Source organism: Bradyrhizobium sp. WSM2793 (genome assembly GCF_000379585.1).
In the GTDB taxonomy this organism is placed as follows: domain Bacteria; phylum Pseudomonadota; class Alphaproteobacteria; order Rhizobiales; family Xanthobacteraceae; genus Bradyrhizobium.
Map to the genome: position 1 here is coordinate 1 of NZ_KB902789.1, position 20,887 is coordinate 20,887.

Sequence of the window (20,887 nt, forward strand, 5' to 3'; positions counted from 1 at the left end):
CGCTCCGAAAGACCGTAGAGCGACTGCAGCAGTACCGCGCGAAACAGCACAAGCACCGGATAGCCTGGACGACCGGGGCTCCCTTCATCCCGCAAATGACCGATCAGCTTCTCGAACCGGTACCACTTGACCAGGCCAGCCAACCGATCCAGCGCCGCATTGGCGCCGGCGCCCTTCGGCATCAGCGCTTCCACAAAGCTCGGCTGTCCTGTCCGCTTCACCGCCATCGATACCTCCAAGGCTTTGCCCTAGGGAATCACAACTGGCGAATTACGCAACAGGCCCACAAGGGGAGAAGGAAGAAAGAGAGCGTCGCCCGGTGAGCTAGCCGTCTTCTTTCACGCGTTCGAATATTTCTTCAGCTCGAACCGGGCGATCTGGTTCCGGTGGACCTCATCCGGTCCATCGGCAAGCCGCAGCAAACGCGCGGTGGCATAGGCCTGGGTCAAGCCGAAATCGTTCGAGGTGCCGCCGCCGCCATGGGCCTGGATCGCCCAGTCGATGATCTGGCAGGCCATGTTGGGCACGGCGACCTTGATCATCGCGATCTCGGCCTTCGCGACCTTGTTGCCGACCGTGTCCATCGCGTAGGCCGCGTTCAGCGTGAGCAGCCGGGCCTGCTCGATCATGATGCGGGATTCTGCAATGCGCTCTTGCGTCACCGTCTGTTCGGAGACCGGCTTGCCGAAGGCGACGCGGCTGCGCACGCGGCGGCACATCTTTTCCAGCGTGCGTTCGGCAAGGCCGATCAGCCGCATGCAGTGATGGATGCGGCCGGGCCCCAGGCGGCCCTGTGCGATCTCGAAGCCACGGCCTTCGCCGAGCAGCATGTTCTCCTTGGGGACCCGCACATTGGTGAAGACGACTTCCGACGCCCGGTCAGGCACGCCGTAGAAGCCGAACACGGGCAGGGGACGTTTCACCTCGATGCCAGGCGTGTCCATCGGCACCAGGATCATCGATTGCTGCTTGTGGCGGTCCGGATTGTCAGGATCGGTCTTACCCATGAAGATGCAGATCTTGCAGCGCGGGTCGGTCGCATTGGTCGTATACCATTTACGGCCGTTGATGACGTAATGGTCGCCATCGCGCAGGATCGAACTCTCGATGTTGGTCGCATCGGATGAGGCGACCGCAGGCTCCGTCATGGCGAAGCAGGAGCGGATTTCACCTGCGAGCAGCGGCTTCAGCCAGCGCTCCTTGTCCTTCTCCGAACCGTAGCGCTCCAGCACCTCCATGTTGCCGGTATCGGGTGCCGAGCAGTTGAACACTTCGGGCGCCAGATGCGATCGGCCCATCACCTCGCAGAGCGGGGCATATTCGAGATTGGTCAGGCCTGCGCCATGGCCGGACTCCGGGAGGAATAGATTCCAGAGACCTTCCGCACGCGCGAGCGGCTTCAACTCCTCGACGACGGGATAGACCTTCCAGGGTCCCAGCTCTTCCGCCTCGCGATAGAAACGCTCCTCGTTCGGGTAGATGTGCCGGTCCATGAAGCTCTCGAGCTTGCGCTTGAGCTCGACGACTTTTGGCGACATCGGGTAAAGCATCTCTGGTCTCCTTGATTGATCGGCGGCAGGATCAGCCGATTTCGAGATAATCCGGGCCGGGCAGTTTCGTGAAAAGCGCCGTCGGCAGGGTCTGATACCAGAACGCGACGGAGGCGATATCGTCCTGCAGCGGAAGGTATTTGGCCTCCTTGGTGCCCGGCAACCAGCCCAGCGCCTGGATCGTCACGCGCAGATCGGAGCGGAAGCGCACGGGATCGGGGATGTGCCAGCGATACATGCCGAAGCGTTGCTGCGATTTGTAGACGCCGTCGGGGCGGATCACCTGGGGCAGGCCGGCATAGGGCGTGGTGAATTCCTGATAGCGCGATTGCTGGCCCTGGCCGGAATGGGCGACATAGGGATCGAAATTATAGGCACCGCAGAAATAGTCCTCGGTGCCGGTGCCGCAGATCGTCGGGAAGTCACCGTCGCCGTCGATGAAGAACTTGATTTCGCCTTCGCCCCACCAGCCGTTGTTGTTGACGCCCCAGGCCATGTAGGTGCCGACATAGTGGCCCGCGCCGCTGATGCCGTCGAGGATGGTATAGACCTCCTTGTAAGGCAGCGGGTTGGTGCGGCGGAACTGGGCATGGAAGTACGCGCAATCCTCCGGCACGTCGGTCAGGGTGTAGTTGATCTGGTAGTAGACGGTGAGTTGCTCCTCGCTGCGGTTCTCCAGCGTGACGCGCGCGCGCTTGCGAAACGGCATCTCCCAATAGCAGTTGAAGGCGCGGCCGGGATTGACGCAGACCGCGAGGGAGGACACCTGCGCGAACTCCTCCCATCCGCAGGCGAAGAAATCGCCGACCGGGCACTCGACGCTCGGCAGCGTTTGATCGTCCCAGTAGATGCGCAGGATCGAATGCCGCAGCCGTCCGCGCGCCAGCGTCATCCAGATCTGCTGGATCGCGCCTTGCCCGGCGACGTCGCCGAGCGCGAAGGTCGTGCCCGGTTCGATGACGACATAGGGCGAGACCTTCCAGCCCTGTCCGAGATCGCGCGCCTGGCGGGCGGCGGGGCCATCGACGGACATGCCGCCCTTGCCCTTCTCGCCGGTGAAGTTCTCGGGGCTGATCGAACGCGTCTGCGCGTTCGACAGGCGCGACAGATTGCCGAGATGCAGGCCCAATCCGGAAAACGCCATGATGTCCTCGATGAGCGATTAGCAACGTTTCGCTATATCGCCCCCAAATCCACCAAAAGGTGAAGACGATCGGATACGGAACGGCCCGCATGTGATCGCGTGCCGTTCATGCGACGCGATACTCCCTGAACTTCTCGCGCAGAGCCGATTTCAACACCTTGCCGGTCCCCGTCATCGGGAACTCGTCGAGGAATTCGACGGCGTCGGGCATCCACCAGCTCGCGACCTTCGGACGCATGTGGTCGAGCAGCGTCTTGCCGTCGACGGTCGCGCCCTTCCTGCGGACGACGAGGAGCAGGGGACGCTCCTGCCATTTCTCATGGTTGATCGCGACCACGGCTGCCTGAAGCACATCGGGGTGAGACAAGGCAACGTCCTCGAGCTGGATCGAGGAGATCCATTCGCCGCCGGACTTGATCACGTCCTTGGAGCGGTCGGTGAGCGTGACGTGGCCCTGCGGGTCGATCACCGCCATGTCGCCGGTGATCAGCCACCCGTCGCGGTCGAGGCCTTCCTCCAACTTCATGTAGCCGGAGGCGACCCAGGGACCGCGGGCGCGCAAATGGCCGACGGACTTGCCGTCGCGTGGCAGCTCGACGCCGCTGTCGTCGACGATGCGAAGAGTTGTACCGAAACAGGCGCGGCCGGACACCTGGCGCCGGTCGAACTTCTCCTTGTCGGTGAGGTGCTCCGAGCCCGGTCGCAAGCCCGGCATGGAGCAGCCCAGGGCCTCGGTCATGCCCCAGGCCTGGATGTAGTCGATATTGTAGTCGCGCTTCAGCTTCTCGACCATCGCGCGCGGCGGCGCCGAGCCCGACGACAGCGTTGCCCGCAGCGTGGAGAATTTGTTGCCGGTGCGCCCGAGCCAGTCGAGCAGGATCAGCCAGAAGCTCGGCACGCCCGCCGACAGCGTCACCTTCTCGCCTTCGAGCAATTCGTAGAGCTTGTCGGGCTCGTAGTTGCGGCCCGGCAGCACCAGCTTCGAGCCGGTATAGGGGGCAGTGAACGGCATGTTCCAGCCATTGCCGTGGAACAGCGGCGCCATTGGCATCATCACCTCGCGCACGCCTTCGACATGCCCCGGCAGGAAGTCGAAATTGCAGCACGTCATGGTCTGCAGGATCGCGGCGCGGTGCGAATAGATCACGCCCTTGGGATTGCCGGTCGTGCCCGACGTATAGCAGATGGTGGAGGCGGACTTTTCGTCGAACTCCGGCCAGGTGAAGCCGGCCTCGTTTTCCTTGTCGAGAAGCTCCTCGTAGCAATGAACGTTGGCGAGCTTGGTCTCGGGCATCCGCTCGCGCGACGACATCACGACATAGGCTTCGATCGTCTTGAGCTGCGGCGCGATCGCCTCGACGATCGGCAGCGTGGCGCGGTCGATGAACAGCAGGCGGTCTTCGGCGTGATTGATGATGTAGATGAGTTGCTCGGGAAACAGTCGCGGGTTGACGGTGTGCAGCACATAGCCCATGCCCGGCGCGGCATAGAACATCTCGAAATGACGATGCGTATTCCAGGCCAGCGTGCCGACGCGATCGCCGGGATTCATGCCGAGCCGCTTCAGCGCCAGCGCCATGCGCTTGATGCGCGGATGGGCGTCGGCATAGGTGTAGCGATGGATGTCGCCTTCGATCTCGCGCGCGACGATCTCGGCCTCGCCGTGATAGTCCGCGGCATACTGGATCAGGCCGCTAATCAGAAGCGGCATGTCCATCATCAATCCCTGCATGGTCTCCTCCACGGCCACGTCGTTGCGTGGCGTTGCGCTCGTGATTTGCGCGTGAGGTTAGCGGAACGTCACGCGGCGTTCACGCAAAAAACATTGGACGCGATTGCATGCGTCACTTTTTCAGGGCTAACTGATCCGAGCTGCCGGCGAAGCAGCGTTCTCCTTGGAGGAAATGCATGTCAGCGGAAAGACACAAGACCGGTGCAGCCGGCGAACCTACCGTCGATATTGCAGCCCTCCGCGCGCGCTATCGCGACGAGCGCGACCGCCGTCTGCGTGCCGAAGGCAAGGCCCAGTATGTCGAGGTAATAGGGGAATTCGGCCGCTACCTCGACGACCCCTGGGCCGATCCCGGATTTGCGCGCGCAGCTGTCAGTGAAGAGACTGAAGTGCTCGTCGTTGGTGGCGGCTTTGGCGGGCTGCTCTGTGCCGCGCGTTTGCGCGAAGCCGGCATCGATGATTTCCGCATCGTGGAAAAGGCGGCCGACTTCGGCGGCACCTGGTACTGGAATCGCTATCCTGGCGCCGCCTGCGATACCGAGAGCTACATCTATCTGCCGCTGCTGGAAGAGACCGGCTACATGCCGGTGCGCAAATATGCGCGCGCGCCGGAGATCTACGAGCACTCCCGCCGCATCGGCCGCCATTTCGGCCTCTACGACCGCGCGCTGTTTCAGACCGTCATCTCGCGGATGGCATGGCAGGAGCAGGAGGCGCGTTGGCTGGTCGAGACCGATCGGGGCGATCGCATCCGTGCGCGCTTCGTCATTCTCGCCGGAGGTCCGCTCAGCAGACCGAAGCTGCCGGGCATTCCCGGCATCGAGACCTTCAAGGGCCACAGCTTCCATACCAGTCGGTGGGACTACGGCTACACCGGCGGCAATGCGGATGGTGGTCTGACCGGACTTGCCGACAAGCGCGTCGGCATCATCGGCACCGGCGCCACCGCCGTGCAATGCGTGCCGCATCTCGGACGCGCTGCGAAGGAGCTTTATGTCTTCCAGCGCACACCGTCAGCGATCGGCGTGCGGGACGACCGGTCGACGGATCAAAACTGGGCGCAGAGCCTCAGGCCCGGCTGGCAGCGCGAGCGCATGGACAATTTCACCGCCGTGATCTCCGGCGAGCCGGTCGAACGGGACCTGGTGCAGGATGGCTGGACCGGTCTGCTCGGCGAGATCCTGCTGGCGCCGCGCCGTCAGCCGCAGCCGGTGACCTCGATGGAAGAGACGCTGAAAGTCATCGAGCAGGCCGATTACCGCAAGATGGAGGAGATCCGCGCCCGCGTCGATGCGGTGGTCAAGGACACGGCGACCGCGGACGCGCTCAAGCCCTGGTACAAGGCGTTCTGCAAGCGGCCGTGCTTCCACGACGAATATCTCGATGTCTTCAATCGTCCCAACGTGCATCTCGTCGACACCAAAGGGCAGGGCGTCGAGCGCATCACCGAGAACGCCGTCGTGGCTGGCGGCAAGGCTTACGAGCTCGACTGCCTGATCTATGCCAGCGGCTTCGAGGTCGGCACCGATTACGCCCGCCGCATGGGCTTCGAGGTCTACGGCCGCGACGGCATGAGCCTGACCGAGCGCTGGCAGGGCGGCGTCAAGACGATGCATGGGTTCTACAGCCGCGGCTTTCCGAACTGCTTCCTGATCGTTACGGTGCAGGCTGGCCAGAGCGCCAACTTCCCGCACATCATCGACGAGCAGTCACAGCACATCGCCTATGTGATCGCCGAAGCGCGCAAGCGCAAAGCCCGAACGCTGGAGCCGACGCTGGCCGCGGAAAACGCCTGGGTCGAGGAGGTCGTCAAGGCCGCGCTCGGCCGCCAGACCTATCTCGCCGAATGCACGCCCGGTTACTACAACAACGAGGGCGTGTTCGATCCGATCGCGGCGAGAAACAGCCAATATTGGCGCGGACCGGTGGCGTTCCTGCGGCTGCTCGACAAATGGCGGAAGGAAGGCAATCTGGACGGCCTGGAGTTGACCTATGGGACCGCGGCGGAGGCAGGCGGCTCTGCGTTGTCGGCTTAAGCGGCATGATCCCGCCACCCACGGGCGCCACGCGCCTCTATGTCATCGTCGGCGATCCCATCGCCCAGGTGCGCTCGCCCGCAGGCGTGACCGCAGCCTTCGCGGCCCGCGGCCATGACGGCATTCTCGTTCCGGTTCAGGTCTCGGTCGCGGATCTGCCGGATTTCCTCTCATTGGCACCGCGCCTGAAGAATCTCGACGGCCTCGTCGTGACCATCCCGCACAAATTCACCTGCTACCAGGCTTGCACGAGTGCGACGGAGCGCGCTCACTTCCTGCGCAGCGTCAACCTCATGCGCCGGCGCGCCGACGGCGCATGGCATGGCGACATGGTCGACGGCCTTGGCTTCGTCGGTGCGGCGCGGGCGAAAGGGGTCAACCCTGCGGGCCTGCGGGCGCTGCTCATCGGCGCTGGCGGCGCGGGCTCGGCCATCGCGCTCGCGCTGGTGGAGGCCGGCGTGAGCGAGCTCGCCATTCACGATAGCGCAACTGAGCGCCGCGACGCGCTGATCGGGCAACTCAACGGGCTCGGCAAGGCGCTAGTGCGGGCCGGCAGCACGGATCCCACCGGTTTTGAATTTGTCGCCAATGCGACACCGGCAGGGATGAAAGAAGGCGATCCGCTGCCGGTCGATGTGGCGCGGCTTGCGCCCTTGGCCTATTGCGGCTGTGTCATCACCAAGCCCGAAATCTCGCCCTTCATCGCGGCGGCCCGAAAGGCCGGCTGCGTGACCGGGACCGGCACGGACATGTACGAGCAGCACCAGGGGATCATGGTGGATTTCCTGCTCGGCCGTGGCGAAGGGCGGTGATCCGCCCGGATGTCAAGGCGCCCGTTGCGCTCCGCGGGGCTTGAGCGATCAAAGCCGACGTAGGATCATGCGCTCGCGCGAGCCGGTCGCGTATTTGAGGAGAGGATAAGAGGAATGACCAAGGGCAGGACCGTTGCGACGGCCATGATCGGCGCCACAGCGCTGGTGCTCTCTCTGGCGCCCCGCGCCGAGGCCGCCACCTGCGGCAACGGGCCGGGCGGGTTCGAGGCCTGGAAGCGCGAGTTCAGCGCGGAGGCGCAGGGCAAGGGCATCGGCCAGACCGCGCTCTCGGCGCTGATGCAGACCAACTACGCCAGTGCCACCATTGCGGCCGACCGCGGCCAGCGCAGCTTTTCGCTGACGCTCGACCAGTTTCTCGCCAAGCGCGGCGCCACCACTATCGTCGCCAAGGGGCGCCAGCTCAAGCAGTCGCAGGCTGCCTTGTTCGCCTCCATCCAGCAGCGCTATGGCGTCCCGCCCGGCCCGCTGATCGCGATCTGGGGCATGGAGACCGGTTTCGGCAGCCAGCGCGGCAACCAGAACATGCTGTCGTCGATCGCAACCCTGGCCTATGACTGCCGGCGTCCTGAATTCTTCACCGACCAGCTCTACGCGGCCTTGAAGCTGGTCGACCGCGGCACGCTGTCGGGGGCGACCCGCGGCTCCATGCATGGCGAGGTCGGCCAGACCCAGTTCATGCCCAAGAACATCCTGGCCTATGGCACCGGCAACCTCGAGGTGGCCGCCAACGCGCTGAACTCGACGGCGAATTTCCTCAAAGGTCATGGCTGGAAAGCAGGAGCCGGTTACCAGCCGGGCGAGCCGAATTTCGCCGCCATCGAGGCCTGGAATGCGGCCGGTGTTTATCAGAAGGCGATCGCGCTGATGGGCCGGCAGATCGACGAGGGCGGCGGAGCGGCGGCCTCGCGCTGACGAAAACCCGTCCACTTCGCTCGAAAACGCTCCTGCTCAGCAAGGCGTGATGGGCCGGCATGAGAAAGTTGTTGCCATCAGGAACCGAGGGCACGAGGTTTGCTTTGATCAGATTCAGGGCTGGGCATGAGGAGACTCAACATGGCAACCCAGATCGTGATGGACCAGACTGGCGATACGCGCCACGAGTTTGATCCTGGCAATGCCGAAGCGCTGGCGCGAGCCGAACGGCGCTTTCGGGAGCTGACCGGAGCCGGCTTCACCGCGGCCCTTCGCAACGGACCCGGCGAAGTCACTCGTATCAGATCGTTCGACCCGACCGCGCAGGAAACGCTGTTCTATCCCCGCCTGGTCGGCGGTTGATCTGAGCTGCTCATGATTACGGCGGTTTGGCTCCGCGCGCCGGCGCGTGCGCGTCTGCATGCGCTGCGTGAACTGTACCGGCGCTTCTTCGGCGAGAACACGCCGGATGCCCGTGGTCGCCGGCTGCTCTTCGATTGGCTCTCGCCCGCACAGCGCGCCCAATTCGAAGAGCACCGGTATTTCGACGTCATCGGATGCGACACCGGCAAGACCTACCGCATTCACTACGGCACCGCCGCCAATGTCCACGAAATCGACGGCGAAGGCCGCGCGACGATGGGATGGTGCTTCGTCCCGTCAGGCTTCCTGGTGCCGGGCGACGTCATGCTGGCGCAGAAGATCGCACTCGAGACGGATGAGACAGGCGCGCTCTCTCTCGCCAACCGGTTTCCGCCGGCAACGCATTCGGAGCACTTCTACCGGCGGCCTTTTTAGCGGCTGAAATGGCGAAGCGGACGGTGGTTAGTGGTGCGTGGTGCGGTAGGCGTCCAGCGCGTGCGCCGCGAAGACACCGGCGCTGCAAAGGGCGAGCAGGCCCGAGATCAGCTCGATCATAGCTCGTCCTCCCGTAGTGAATGGGCAACGAGGTTGCGACAGCAGGAATAGTCGTAGATCAGGTCGAGAAGGAATTGCATGGTAGCCGTCCCTGTATTTATTTTGACAACGACTTAAGCGGCGATCTGTTTCAGCGGTGTTTCGTCGCCTCGGGAAAGGGGTTTCGCGGGGAACCTCGGGGCTGGTTTTGTGCGCTGCGGTCCCGCTATTGCTGGAGCCCTTTGGCCGCCTCTTCGAAGGCGGCGCAAGACATTGCGAGGCAAAATCATGGCGCAGGTCGAATGGTTCGATGATCTGGCGATCGGAATGCGGTTTAGGTCCCCCGAGGTCGTGGTCACCGAAGCCGACATCAAGCGCTTCGCGGCCGAGTTCGATCCCCAGCCGATGCATCTCGACCACGAGGCGGCCAAGGCGACCCTGTTCAAGGGCCTTGCTGCATCGGGATGGCACACCGCGGCGATTGCCATGAACCTCGCGATCCAGACCCGCCCATTCGGCCCGCACCCGCTGATCGGCGCCGGCGTCGACGGCCTGCGCTGGACGATGCCGGTACGGCCCAATGACCGCCTGCATCTGGTTGGGGAGGTCATGAGCCTGACGCCCTCGAAGTCGAAGCCGCAGGGTATCGCGCTGGTGAAATGGACCATGTTCAACCAGAGCGGCGAGGAGGTTTACACCTTCACCCCCATCGCGATCGTGCCGCGGCGAGGATAGGCACAAGCGCCGCCGTTCTGCCGGGGTAAGCCCTTGCGGCCCTCCCGCGGAGGTGGTCATCTCGGCCCGGGGAACGCGCTGGAGGCTGACATGAAACGATTCCTTCTTGCCGCTTTGCTGATCGCGACGGGCGCCTTAAGCGCCGGGCCGGCGCATGCGCAACAATCCAGGGTCGGCGACTGGACCATCGAAAAGCGCACGCAGGACACGCATTGCAATGCAAGCCGCGGCTACAAGGACAAGGATGACGAGAACCGCGACTACGTCATCGTGATCACCTATTCCGAGAAGGCGATCGTGATCGTGATGATCTACGATGGCTGGGAATGGGAGAATGTCGGCGAGATCCTTCGGGCCGATGTCGGCACTGACGATGCGGACATCATGAAGAAGGCGAAGTGGGAGGTCATGGACAAGACCACCGTGCGTGGCATCTTCGAGTACGACCAGTCGATGATGGACCGCCTGTCGAAGGCGAGGCGCCTGACGCTCGATTTCGAGGACGATGACGACGACAGTATCGAGATGCAGATACCGCGTGCCGGCGAAGCGCTGGCGGCGTTGAAGTTCTGCGAGGAGAACCGGAAATAAGTTGCCGCTGCCGGCCGTGAAAGCGGCAGGACGTCGGCAACGAAGTGGGTGGCAGCGAACCGGCGCGTGACTCAACGCACACAGTCCACGCGCTGTTCGCATTTATCCTAGTCTTTGGCGAAACAGTCCAAGCCGCACCCTGCGGTTGACGTTACGCAAGGACGATGTTCGATATTCCAGCATCTGGCTGCAACGTTTTTTCCTCGTCGAAGGCGGCAATTGACCGGCCCGTCTTCTCCGTCAGTTCCCGGATCGCGGGCTCTCCGTCCCGGACGGGCCGCACGCAGATGGCGTCGCCCGTCCGATGACGACCCACCAGGCAAACCGGTTCTCGTCTCTGATCGGCGAGATCTACGACGCGGCGGTTGACCCCGCCTTGCGCAGCGGCGCGTTGGAGCAGGTTTCGCAATTCGTCGGTGGTTGCGCCGCGATGATCCTGTCCAGGGATTCAGCACGGCTTTCGATCGAGATTCACCAGCATTTTGGAACCGACGCCCGCTTCCGTCAGCTTTATCGCGACCGGTATGTGGAGCTCGATCCTCTGCTCGACCGTCATCTCACCCTCGCGCCCGAACAGACGATCGGCGTGACCGACATCATGCCCCATGCGGACTTCCTCGAGACGAGCTTCCACCGCGAGTGGGTGGAGCCACAAGGGGCGATAGACCTTGCGACTGTCGCGCTCGAGAAGACGGCCGCGCGCACCACGATCCTGCAGGTGCTGCGCCATCGCTCCCGCGGAACCGTTGACGAGGCGATGCGCGAGCGCATGCGGCTGCTCGCTCCGCACATCCATCGGTCGCAGATCATGGGCCGGCAGATCAGGGCACGCTCGCACACGGTGGACGACCTTGCCGACGTCCTCGACGGATTGAACACGGCGATCTGCCTGCTCGACGCGGACGGCCGGGTCGTCCATGCCAACGCGGCATGCCGTCAGTTGTTCGCCGATGCCAATCTGCTTGCGATCGTCGGCGACCGGATCGTGGCCCGCAACACCCGAACCGACAAAATATTCCGCGGCCTGTGCGAATTCGATGAAGGCACACATTCCGCGGCTCGTCGTCAGATCGAACTTGCGACGTCGGCCGACGGGCAGCATTATCTGCTCCATGCTTTTCCGCTGAAGCGGGATCGCAGCCTGCCAAGGGACGTTGCAGCCACGATGCTCTTCGTTCAAAGAGCTTCCATGCTGCCGCTGCTCGCAGCCGACGCGATCGCCGCAGCCTTCAGGCTGACGCCGTCCGAATTGCGCGTGCTGATGGCGATCATCGAGATCGGCGGTGTCCCCGACATCGCCGCAAAACTCGGCATCGCCGAGACGACGGTGAAGACGCATCTCGGTCGCCTGTTCGAGAAGACGGGCGCCGGCAGGCAGGCTGATCTGGTGAAGATCGCCGCCGGCTTTGCCGTGCCGTTCGCGCGGCGAACGAGCGGCGATGACGGCGCCGCGTGATTCATTTCGCATGCCTCGACGTTGCGTGCCGCGTTCTCAATCCATTGTGATGATCGGCGCTCGCGGGTCATCCGAATGCAGGACGCGAGTCATTCGGGACTTTCGTATATCGCGCTTCTGATAATTGAAGAGCAGCGAGCGCCGCGAAGCTTGCCACAACGGCACCGAACGCGCGTCTGAGGAAACGACAGCGTGTGGCCGGTCTGCTCGTCGGCTGGAGAGATTGCAGTGAGCAGCATGGTTGATTTTTCCGTTCTCAATGTTTCAACGAACGAAATTCCCGAAAACGAGCGCATCCCGTTGCTCCGCGATTTCTACTGCCGCGGGGTGCTGAAGGCGGAGGTCGAGGCAAGGGAAGGAAAGCCGGCCGCGGCGAGCTTCACCTCTCATGTCTTGCCGGAAGCCCAGTTGTTGATCGGGGGCCTGTGCGGCGCGCGGGTCCTTCGCACCAAGCAACTGGTCGCCGATGGCGACGACAGCCTCGCCCTGATCGTGAACAGGTCCGGTGTTCTCGGCATATCCGAGCGGGGGCACGATCTAAGGCTTCATGCAGGGGAGGCGGTGTTGACGAGCGCGGAGGACGTCACGACGTTCGAGCGGCTGTCGCTGGGAAGCTGCTTCTCGCTGCGCGTGCCGAGGCGCGTGCTGGCGCCGATGATCGTGGACGTCGATGATGCCGTGATGCGCGTCATGCCGGAAAGCTCCGCCGGACTGAGGCTGCTGGTCGACTACGCGGTGACGCTGGTGCGGGAGAACGCGTTCGTGACGCCCGTGCTGCGGCAGCTCGGGGTCGGGCATCTGCACGATCTGCTGGCGCTCGTCCTCGGTGCCACCGGTGAAGCGCGGGAGCTGGCCGGACGGCGTGGCGTCAAGGCGGCGCGGCTCCAGAAGGCGAAAGTCTCCATCGCCAACAATTGCTGGCGGCAGGATCTGTCGGTGGCCTCGGTCGCCCAGGAACTCGGCGTGACGCCGCGCTACCTCCAGCGCCTGTTCGAGGCCGACGGCAAGACGTTCTCCTCATTCCTAATCGAACAACGCGTCAAGCGCGCGCATCGCATGCTGCGGGAGCCCGGATACGCCGAGCGAACGGTGAGCTCGATCGCCTACGATGTCGGCTTCGGCGATCTCTCTTATTTCAACCGCTGTTTCCGGCGAACCTATAACGCGACGCCGAGCGACATCAGGAGCGGCGAAATGCCGTGACCGCGCGCGACTGAATTGCAGCCAACTGCCGATTTCAGCCAGCAGACAGGGGTCCGTGATCCTTGATTGCGAAGCCATGACCCAAGCGTTGCGTGCGGCATCCGCAGCCGGAGTATTGAATGCGCCGTTTCTTTTTCGACCTCCTGGTCGGCAACATCGTGAAGATCGACCCGGGCGGCATGGTGTTCGAATGTGCGGAAGCGACATTCGTGGTGGCCAACGAGATGGCAAGCCATCTCTTCGTCTGGCGTGATGATCTGCGTGACCGCGACGCCTGGATCCGCGTCAGGGACAACAGCGGCCGCGAAATCTATCGCGCCCCGGTCTGGTCGGAATGCGCGGAGAAGCAGGGCTGGGACCAGGCGTGAGCGCCGCTTCGGTGTAGCAACTCTGCTCCAGTTCGACGCGAGGCGCATTCATCGGCGCGGTGGCCGGCCTCGGCTTCGACTACCGCACCGGGGCCAATTCGTCCGTGTTCGGCGCGGTCGAGGGCATGATGATGTCCGACCAGAGCCGCACCGGCACGGCCAAGGGGGCGTTCGCGTCGCGTTCTGAGCCGGCATCAGCCCTGGCGGCTCGAACGCGATGCCCGCCGGCCGGGCTCCATCCGCCCGGCCGGCGCCTCCTCCGATCGGAGGATGTCGCATGCTACGGTTGTGTTAGGCTCGCCGGCATTGATCATTCAGTGCCATTTTGAGCCATGCACGGATCGCAAAAGCTGCCAGATCTCGTCGAGTCCATCTACGATGCCGGGCTCGATCCCTCGCTGTGGAATAACGCGGTGGCCGGCATCCGGGATTTCGTCGGCGGCCAGGCCTGCGGGCTGTTCTCGAAGGATTCGATCAGCAAATCCGGTGTCACGCATCACTATTGCGGAGCGGACCCGCACTACATCCAGCTCTATGCCGAGACCCATTCGAAGTTCGATCCGTTGACGGTGCTGCCGCCACACGGCAAGATTGTGAGCATTCCGGATCTCGTCAATTTCGAAGAATACCGGCGCGGGCGCTTCTACCAGGAATGGATGCAGCCGCAGGGGTGCAGCGATGCGGCCAATGTCGTGCTCGAGATATCGAATGCGAGCTGCCCGGTGATGATGACCGTGCTGTCGGGCCGCCGCATGGTCGATCGGGGCATGAAGCAGCGCCTCTCGCTGCTGGTGCCGCACGCCAGCCGCGCGCTGCTGATCAACCGCGCCATGACCGCGCAACTGACGCTGGCGACCGCACTGGCTGATGTCCTCGACAGTTTGACGGTCGGGATCTTCCTGCTCGACGGCCTCTGCCGCCTGGTGCATGCGAATTCGGCCGGTCAGGTCCTGCTCGCGGCCGATGACGTGGTCCGGTCCGTTGCCGGGCAACTCGTGACCGGCAGCGCTGAAGCCAATCAGACCCTGCGCAAGGCGTTTGCGGACCATCGCGACGGTGCAATGCTTGCGGCGAGCGGTCATGCGATTCCGCTGTCGTCCGCCACCGGCGAGCGTTATGTCGCTCACATGCTGCCGTTGTCGTCCCTGCTGCGCAATGGCAGCGAGCGCGTGGTCGATGCCGCCGGTGTGCTGCTTGTGCGCAAGGTGTCGCTCGGCGGACAGTCCTGTGGCGAATTGATCGCGCGGACTTTCGAGCTGACGCCGGCGGAGCTCCGCGTGTTCCTGTCGATCGTCGAGGTCGGCGGCGTCCCCGAGACGGCGGCAGCGCTCGGTATCGCAGAGACGACCGCGAAAACGCATCTGCATCGCGTCTTTGCCAAGACCGGCGTGTCCCGGCAGGCCGATCTCGTCAAGCTCGCCGCGGGTTTTGCCAATCCGCTCGTCCACTGAAGCTCGCCGTCGGCGTTGAACCTTTTTCTCCCGCGACAGACTCACAGGAGCCGCCGGGCACGAAGAAATCCGCAAATCTTCGAATTTGACCATTGGCTCTTCCGATGCCCCGACTTCCAAGACATTCCGAACTGATCGAGAGCATCTATGATGCCGGGCTCCACCCTGAGTTGTGGACCGAGGTCGTCGGCATGCTCAATGCCTTCATCGGCAGCCAGGCCTGCGGCCTGATTTCGAAGGATACGGTCAGCAAGTCCGGCGCGACCCATTATTATTGCGGGGTCGATCCGCACTACATCCAGCTCTATTCAGAAACCTACTCCCGGTACGATCCGCTCGCCCGGCTTCCCGGATATGGCGAGGTGCGCAACATCCCGGACCTCGTGAATTTCGACGAGTACCGCCGCGGGCGATTCTACCAGGAATGGCTGCAGCCCCAGGGCTGCGTCGACGTCGCCAACGTGGTGCTGGAGCAATCGAAGTCGCCGTGCCCGATGTTGCTGACCGTCATCCCGGGCAGGGAGATGCTCGATGCCGAGCAGCGCGCGCGAATGCAGTTCCTGGTCCCGCATGCGAGCCGGGCGCTGATGATCAACCGCGCGATCGAGCGGAAGCAGCAACGCGCGACCGCACTGGCCGACGTCGTGGATCGCCTGAATGCCGGCGTCATCCTGCTCGATGCGGCCTGTCGGATCGTCCACAGCAATCCGGCGGCCGAGACGATCCTGGCCGCAGACGATGTCCTGCGCTCTATCTCGGGCCGGCTGGTGACGAGATCCTCCGAGGCCAATCTGGCCCTCCGCAATATCTTCCGTGATCCGGGAGAGGTGGCTCTGGCTGCGGCCGAAGGTCGAAAGATCCCTCTGACGTCGCACGACGGTTCGCACTACGTCGCGCACGTGATTGCGCTGCCCTCGCTGCTGCGCGATGGTGCGACCGAGCGCACCTCGGCCGTCGGAGCCTTGCTGGTCTGGAAGGCGGAACTCGACAGCCGCTCATGTGCCGGCCTGATCGACCGCACGTTCGAACTGACGCCCGCGGAACTGAGGGTTCTGCAATCGATCGTCGAGGTCGGCGGTGTGCCGGAGACCGCGGCCGCCCTCGGGATCGCCGAGACCACGGTGAAGACGCATCTGCACCGTGTCTTTGCCAAGACCGGCGTGTCCCGTCAGGCCGATCTGGTCAAGCTCGCGGCGGGATTTTCCAATCCGCTTCTGCACTGACGCGCACGCGCCTCGCGTCGCTCTTCGCGGCAGCACGGGGATAGGTTCAAACAGAGACATCATTAGAAAGTTATCGCGCGTCATTCGATCGAATGACGCGTTTTTTTGCGTTTCCTTCTACAGACGCGTCACACGATTTCTTGTTCGACGTATCAGGCTTCTTTGTGAAGCAACTCACAGCAGGCTGGAGTGAATCTCACCATTCTCGCGCACAGGTTGAGAGGAGGTCGTCATGCGAAGGACGTCACTTGCGATGGCCGATAGGTTCCGCGACATCGTCGCTCGCGTCGGCGCCGTGTTTCGCGAGCAGCGCAAGATCGACGCGCAACGCGCATTGCAACGCTATCACCACTTGCTGGCCCAGCCCGGCGAAACATTGCCTTTGAACGAAATCGTTCCGGTCAGCAAGCAAGAGGATGTTTCAGGAAATGCCCACGGATTTGATGCGCGCGAGCGCGCCGCCGGCGAGCCCGCCTACGAGCGCGCGTAATTTCAACATCGTCGCGATCGCGCTGACCGCGGCGCTCGTCGCTCTTCAGCTGGTCGGGCTGGCGCTTCTGGAACGATCCCACGCCCATGCGATGCAAATGTCGTTTCCGCGCGAGGCCGCCGCCTGCACCGAGAACCCGGATGCTGTCGTTCCGCAGATCCCCTATGATTGACCGGAGGACGGTCCGTGCCTGACGTCACGACTCTGATTCTGCTTAGCGTTGCCGTCTTCGCCGGCGCCTTCGTATCAGGACTCTCGGGTTTCGCGTTTTCGGCCGTCGCGGGCGCGATCCTGCTGCGGGTGTTTCAGCCGCTCGAAGCCGTGCCGCTGATGATGGCGTGCAGCATCGGCGTGCAGGCGACCAATCTGTGGGCGCTCCGGCGCAGCATCCGCTGGGAGGGCAGTCTGCTGCTGATCGTCGGCGGATTGATCGGTGTGCCCATCGCGGTGTCGCTGTTGCAGAGCGCGGATACGCATCTGCTCAGGCGCGGCTTCGGCATCATCGTCGCGCTCTATGCGGCCTATATGCTGCTGCGGCCGACGCTGGTGACGGCAGGCGAGGCGGTCGGCCGGCACTGGGTGGCGCTGATCGGATTCGGAGGAGGGCTCGTCGGCGGGCTCACCGCGATGCCGGGCGCGATCCCGACGATCTGGTGCGACATGCGCGGCATGCCCAAGAGCGAGCAGCGCGGCCTGGTGCAGCCCTTCATCGCGGCAATGCAGCTGTTTGCCATCGCGCTGCTGGTCGGGCATCAGGACCTGTCGTCGAAGGTCTTCGTCGACCTTGCCGTCAGCCTGCCGGCGTTGTTCGCCGGCTCGGCGCTCGGCGTGATCGCTTTCCACCGGGTCAACGAGACGGTCTTTCGCAAGACCGTGCTCGTTCTGTTGCTCGTGTCGGGGATATCCCTGATTTAGTGTCCTTGGACTTCGTGAAGTCCTTGGACCGGCGCCGCGCTGATGTCGCTACCGTGATGCACCAGCGGCTTGTTACCGGTCACGGTCCGCAGCAGCACATAGAACACCGGCGTCAGGAACAGGCCGAAAACGGTGACGCCGATCATGCCGGAGAACACGGCCACGCCCATGGCTCGCCGCATCTCCGAGCCCGCGCCGGTCGACAGCACCAGCGGCAGCACGCCCATGATGAAGGCCATTGACGTCATCAGGATCGGGCGAAGCCTTAAGCGGCTCGCCTCGATCGCGGCGCGGATCGGCGCGCGCCCGGCGAATTCGAGCTCACGCGCGAACTCGACGATCAGGATCGCGTTCTTGGCCGAGAGTCCCACGAGAACGATCAGGCCGATCTGGGTGAAGACGTTGTTGTCGCCCTTGGAGATCCAGACGCCGAACATGGCGGCGAGCAGGCCCATCGGCACGATCATGATGATCGAAAGCGGCAGGGTCAGGCTCTCGTAGAGCGCGGCCAGCACCAGGAACACCAGCAGGATCGCCAGCGGAAACACCCAGAGACCGGAATTGCCCGCGATGAACTCCTGATAGGTCAGGTCGGTCCACTCGAAGGCAAAGCCGGGTGGCAACGTCTCCGCCGCGATCCGGGTTGCCGCCTCCTGCGCCTGGCCCGACGAGAAGCCGGGCGCGGCGGCGGCGTTGATGTCGGACGACAGGAATCCGTTGTAGCGGATCGCGCGCTCCGGTCCCGCGCTCTGGCGGATATTGAGCAGCGCCGACAACGGCACCATGTCGCCCGAGGACGAGCGCACCTTCAACTGCCTGATGTCGTCGGCGCGTGCGCGGAACGGCGCGTCGGCCTGCACATAGACCGAATAGGTGCGGCCGAACTTGTTGAAGTCGTTGACGTAGTAGGATCCGAGATAGATCTGGAGCGTGTTGAAGACTTCAGTGACGGGCACGCCAAGCTGCAGCGCCTTGGTGCGGTCGATGTCGGCGAAAAGCTGGGGCACGTTGACCTGGAAGCTCGAGAACACGCCGGCGATCTCCGGCGCCTTCTGCATCGCCGCCATGAACGCTTTCGTCGCTTCGTTCAGCGCCTCATAGCCGAGGCCGGCGCGGTCCTCGATCTGGAGCTTGAAGCCGCCGATGGTGCCGAGGCCGTTGACCGGCGGCGGCGGGAACATGGCGATGAAGGCCTCCTGGATGCCGGCGTATTTCTTGTTCAGGTCGGCCGCGATGGCATTCCCGCTCAGGGCCGGGCCCTTGCGCTCGTCGAATGGCTTCAGCGTCGAGAACACGATGCCGGCATTGGACGAGTTGGTGAACCCGGAGATCGACAGGCCGGGGAAGGCCACGGAGCTCTCGACGCCAGGCTGGGTCAGCGCGACGTCGCTCATCTTGCGGATGACCTCTTCGGTGCGGTCGAGCGTTGCGCCATCGGGCAGGCGTGCGAAGCCGACCAGATATTGCTTGTCCTGGCCCGGCACGAAGCCGCTCGGCACCTGCTGGAACAAGAGGGCGGTGAGGCCGACCAGGACCACGTAGAGCCCCATCACCGCGGCCTTGCCCGAGATCACCTTGGTGACGGTGCCGCTGTAATTGTCCGAGGAGCGCGTGAAGGCCTTGTTGAAGCCGCGGAAGAACCAGCCAAGGCTCTTTTCCATGATGAGCGTCAGCCGGTCCTTCGGCTCGTTGTGGCCCTTGAGCAGCAGCGCCGACAGCGCCGGCGACAGCGTCAGCGAGTTGACCGCCGAGATCACGGTCGAGATCGCGATCGTCAGTGCGAACTGCTTGTAGAACTGCCCGGTGAGGCCGGAGATGAAGGCCAGCGGCACGAACACCGCGATCAGTACCATGGCGATGGCGATGATCGGACCCGACACCTCGCGCATGGCCTGATAGGTGGCGTCGCGCGGCGACAGCCCGGCCTCGATGTTGCGCTCGACATTCTCGACCACGACGATGGCGTCGTCGACGACGATGCCGATGGCGAGCACGAGACCGAACAGGCTAAGCGCGTTGATGGAGAAGCCGAACACGTGCATCACCGCGAAGGTGCCGACGATCGACACCGGCACGGCCAGCAGCGGGATGATCGAGGCCCGCCAGGTCTGGAGGAACAGGATCACCACCAGCACCACCAGCGCGATCGCTTCGAGGAGCGTGTGGATGACGGCCTCGATCGAGGAGCGTACGAACTGGGTGGGGTCGTAGACGATCTGGTAGGACACGCCTTCCGGCATGTTCTTCTTGATTTCGGCCATGGTGGCGCGGACGTTGTCGGAAATCTGCAGCGCATTGGAGCCCGGCGCCTGGAAGATCGGAATCGCGACCGCCTGCTTGTTGTCGAGCAGCGAGCGCAGGCCATATTGCGAGGCTCCGAGCTCGATCCGCGCGACGTCGCGCAGCCGAACGACCTCGCCGCGCGTGCCGGTCTTGACCACGATGTCGCCGAACTGCTCTTCGCTGGACAGCCGGCCTTCCGCATTGACGGACAGTTGCAGGTCGATGCCCTGCACGTTCGGGGAGGAGCCGACGACTCCGGCGGCGGCCTCGACGTTCTGCGCCTGGATCGATTTGACGATGTCGCTCGCAGTCAGGCCGTGCTCGGCCGCCTTCTGCGGATCGACCCAGACCCGCATCGAATAGTCGCCGGCGCCGTAGAGCTGGACGTCGCCGACGCCGTCGATCCGCGCCAACCGGTCCTTGACGTTGAGCACCGCGTAGTTGCGCAAGTACGTCATGTCGTAGCGGCCGTTCGGCGACAACAGATGCACGACCATGGTGAGGTCGGGCGAGGACTTCTTGGTGACGATGCCGAGCTGGCGCACCACGGCCGGGAGGCGCGGCTCGGCCTGCTGCACGCGGTTCTGCACCAGCTGTGTCGCCTTGTCGGGGTCGGTGCCGAGCCGGAACGTCACCGTCAGCGTCATCGCGCCGTCGGTGGTCGCCTGGCTCGACATGTAAAGCATGTTCTCGACGCCGTTGATCTGCTCCTCGATCGGGGTCGCGACCGTCTCGGCGATCACCTTGGGATTGGCGCCGGGATAGGTGGCGCGCACCAGGACCGATGGCGGCACCACGTCCGGATATTCCGAGATCGGCATTGCGAACAGCGAGATCAGGCCGGCAAGGAAAATCAGGACCGACAGCACGCCGGCAAAAATCGGACGATCGATGAAGAACTTTGAGAGATTCATGGCTTTGCCCCTGGGCAATATCCTGCGTGTCTCCGCCAACTCACCCCGTCATTCCGAGGCGCGCGCTCAGCGCGCGAACCCGGAATTCGGAGGTGAGATGGATCGGAGTTTCCAAACTGCTCGATTCCGGGTTCGCGCTACGCGCGCCCCGGAA

General features: G+C 63.9%; 20 protein-coding genes. 15 read left to right on the forward strand and 5 right to left on the reverse strand.

Annotated elements, in window-relative coordinates; translation table 11 throughout:
• The 4 genes from A3AS_RS43705 to A3AS_RS0122305 form a co-directional block, all read right to left on the reverse strand.
• Positions 1 to 227: transposase (locus A3AS_RS43705; protein WP_198293717.1), on the reverse strand; the 227-nt coding region annotated here is incomplete at its 3' end.
• A 111-nt stretch (positions 228 to 338) separates the two neighbouring features.
• Positions 339 to 1,550, reverse strand: a complete 1,212-nt coding sequence (locus A3AS_RS0122295) for an acyl-CoA dehydrogenase family protein (protein WP_018319777.1) — start codon at positions 1,548 to 1,550, stop codon at positions 339 to 341.
• 31 nt (positions 1,551 to 1,581) lie between these two features.
• Positions 1,582 to 2,694, reverse strand: coding sequence for a glycoside hydrolase family 172 protein (locus A3AS_RS0122300; protein ID WP_018319778.1), 1,113 nt, complete (start codon positions 2,692 to 2,694; stop codon positions 1,582 to 1,584).
• Positions 2,695 to 2,800: 106 nt separating this feature from the next.
• Positions 2,801 to 4,426 carry a long-chain fatty acid--CoA ligase gene (locus A3AS_RS0122305; RefSeq protein WP_026202249.1) on the reverse strand — a complete coding sequence of 542 codons (1,626 nt, stop codon included), beginning with the start codon at positions 4,424 to 4,426 and terminating at the stop codon, positions 2,801 to 2,803.
• Positions 4,427 to 4,602: 176 nt separating this feature from the next.
• Here A3AS_RS0122305 and A3AS_RS0122310 point away from each other — a divergent pair, with 176 nt between their 5' ends.
• From A3AS_RS0122310 to A3AS_RS0122385, 15 genes are all read left to right on the forward strand, one after another.
• Positions 4,603 to 6,462, forward strand: a complete 1,860-nt coding sequence (locus A3AS_RS0122310; RefSeq protein ID WP_018319780.1) for an NAD(P)/FAD-dependent oxidoreductase — start codon at positions 4,603 to 4,605, stop codon at positions 6,460 to 6,462.
• Positions 6,463 to 6,467: 5 nt separating this feature from the next.
• On the forward strand, positions 6,468 to 7,274 hold the full coding sequence (locus A3AS_RS0122315; protein WP_018319781.1) for a shikimate dehydrogenase: 807 nt from the start codon (positions 6,468 to 6,470) through the stop codon (positions 7,272 to 7,274).
• Between the two features lie 114 nt (positions 7,275 to 7,388).
• Positions 7,389 to 8,207 (forward strand): lytic transglycosylase domain-containing protein, encoded by an 819-nt coding sequence (locus A3AS_RS0122320; RefSeq protein ID WP_018319782.1) that lies wholly within the window; start codon positions 7,389 to 7,391, stop codon positions 8,205 to 8,207.
• Positions 8,208 to 8,348: 141 nt separating this feature from the next.
• The gene (locus A3AS_RS0122325; protein ID WP_018319783.1) at positions 8,349 to 8,570 is read left to right on the forward strand and encodes a hypothetical protein; all 222 of its coding nucleotides are present in this window, start codon (positions 8,349 to 8,351) and stop codon (positions 8,568 to 8,570) included.
• Between the two features lie 12 nt (positions 8,571 to 8,582).
• Positions 8,583 to 9,005, forward strand: coding sequence for a hypothetical protein (locus A3AS_RS0122330; RefSeq protein ID WP_018319784.1), 423 nt, complete (start codon positions 8,583 to 8,585; stop codon positions 9,003 to 9,005).
• Between the two features lie 387 nt (positions 9,006 to 9,392).
• Positions 9,393 to 9,839, forward strand: a complete 447-nt coding sequence (locus A3AS_RS0122340) for a MaoC family dehydratase (protein WP_018319786.1) — start codon at positions 9,393 to 9,395, stop codon at positions 9,837 to 9,839.
• Between the two features lie 90 nt (positions 9,840 to 9,929).
• Positions 9,930 to 10,430, forward strand: a complete 501-nt coding sequence (locus A3AS_RS0122345) for a hypothetical protein (protein ID WP_018319787.1) — start codon at positions 9,930 to 9,932, stop codon at positions 10,428 to 10,430.
• 304 nt (positions 10,431 to 10,734) lie between these two features.
• Positions 10,735 to 11,886 (forward strand): LuxR C-terminal-related transcriptional regulator, encoded by a 1,152-nt coding sequence (locus A3AS_RS0122350; RefSeq protein WP_018319788.1) that lies wholly within the window; start codon positions 10,735 to 10,737, stop codon positions 11,884 to 11,886.
• A gap of 237 nt (positions 11,887 to 12,123) precedes the next feature.
• Complete coding sequence (locus tag A3AS_RS0122355) at positions 12,124 to 13,089, forward strand: AraC family transcriptional regulator (protein WP_018319789.1); 966 nt, start codon at positions 12,124 to 12,126, stop codon at positions 13,087 to 13,089.
• A 119-nt stretch (positions 13,090 to 13,208) separates the two neighbouring features.
• Positions 13,209 to 13,457: a hypothetical protein gene (locus A3AS_RS0122360; RefSeq protein WP_018319790.1), complete on the forward strand. Its 249-nt coding sequence runs from the start codon at positions 13,209 to 13,211 to the stop codon at positions 13,455 to 13,457.
• Between the two features lie 332 nt (positions 13,458 to 13,789).
• Entirely contained in the window at positions 13,790 to 14,908 is a 1,119-nt protein-coding gene (locus A3AS_RS0122365) for a helix-turn-helix transcriptional regulator (RefSeq protein WP_018319791.1), read from the forward strand.
• A 104-nt stretch (positions 14,909 to 15,012) separates the two neighbouring features.
• Entirely contained in the window at positions 15,013 to 16,131 is a 1,119-nt protein-coding gene (locus A3AS_RS0122370) for a helix-turn-helix transcriptional regulator (protein WP_018319792.1), read from the forward strand.
• Positions 16,132 to 16,384: 253 nt separating this feature from the next.
• Entirely contained in the window at positions 16,385 to 16,621 is a 237-nt protein-coding gene (locus A3AS_RS0122375) for a hypothetical protein (protein ID WP_245283256.1), read from the forward strand.
• The gene (locus A3AS_RS0122380) at positions 16,548 to 16,793 is read left to right on the forward strand and encodes a hypothetical protein (RefSeq protein WP_245283257.1); all 246 of its coding nucleotides are present in this window, start codon (positions 16,548 to 16,550) and stop codon (positions 16,791 to 16,793) included. The genes A3AS_RS0122375 and A3AS_RS0122380 overlap by 74 nt, the downstream gene beginning before the upstream one ends.
• 14 nt (positions 16,794 to 16,807) lie before the next feature.
• Positions 16,808 to 17,536: a sulfite exporter TauE/SafE family protein gene (locus A3AS_RS0122385; protein ID WP_018319795.1), complete on the forward strand. Its 729-nt coding sequence runs from the start codon at positions 16,808 to 16,810 to the stop codon at positions 17,534 to 17,536.
• Here A3AS_RS0122385 and A3AS_RS0122390 read toward each other — a convergent pair.
• On the reverse strand, positions 17,533 to 20,733 hold the full coding sequence (locus tag A3AS_RS0122390; protein ID WP_018319796.1) for an efflux RND transporter permease subunit: 3,201 nt from the start codon (positions 20,731 to 20,733) through the stop codon (positions 17,533 to 17,535). The two genes, A3AS_RS0122385 and A3AS_RS0122390, sit on opposite strands and share 4 nt — an antisense overlap.
• Positions 20,734 to 20,887: the final 154 nt, after the last annotated feature.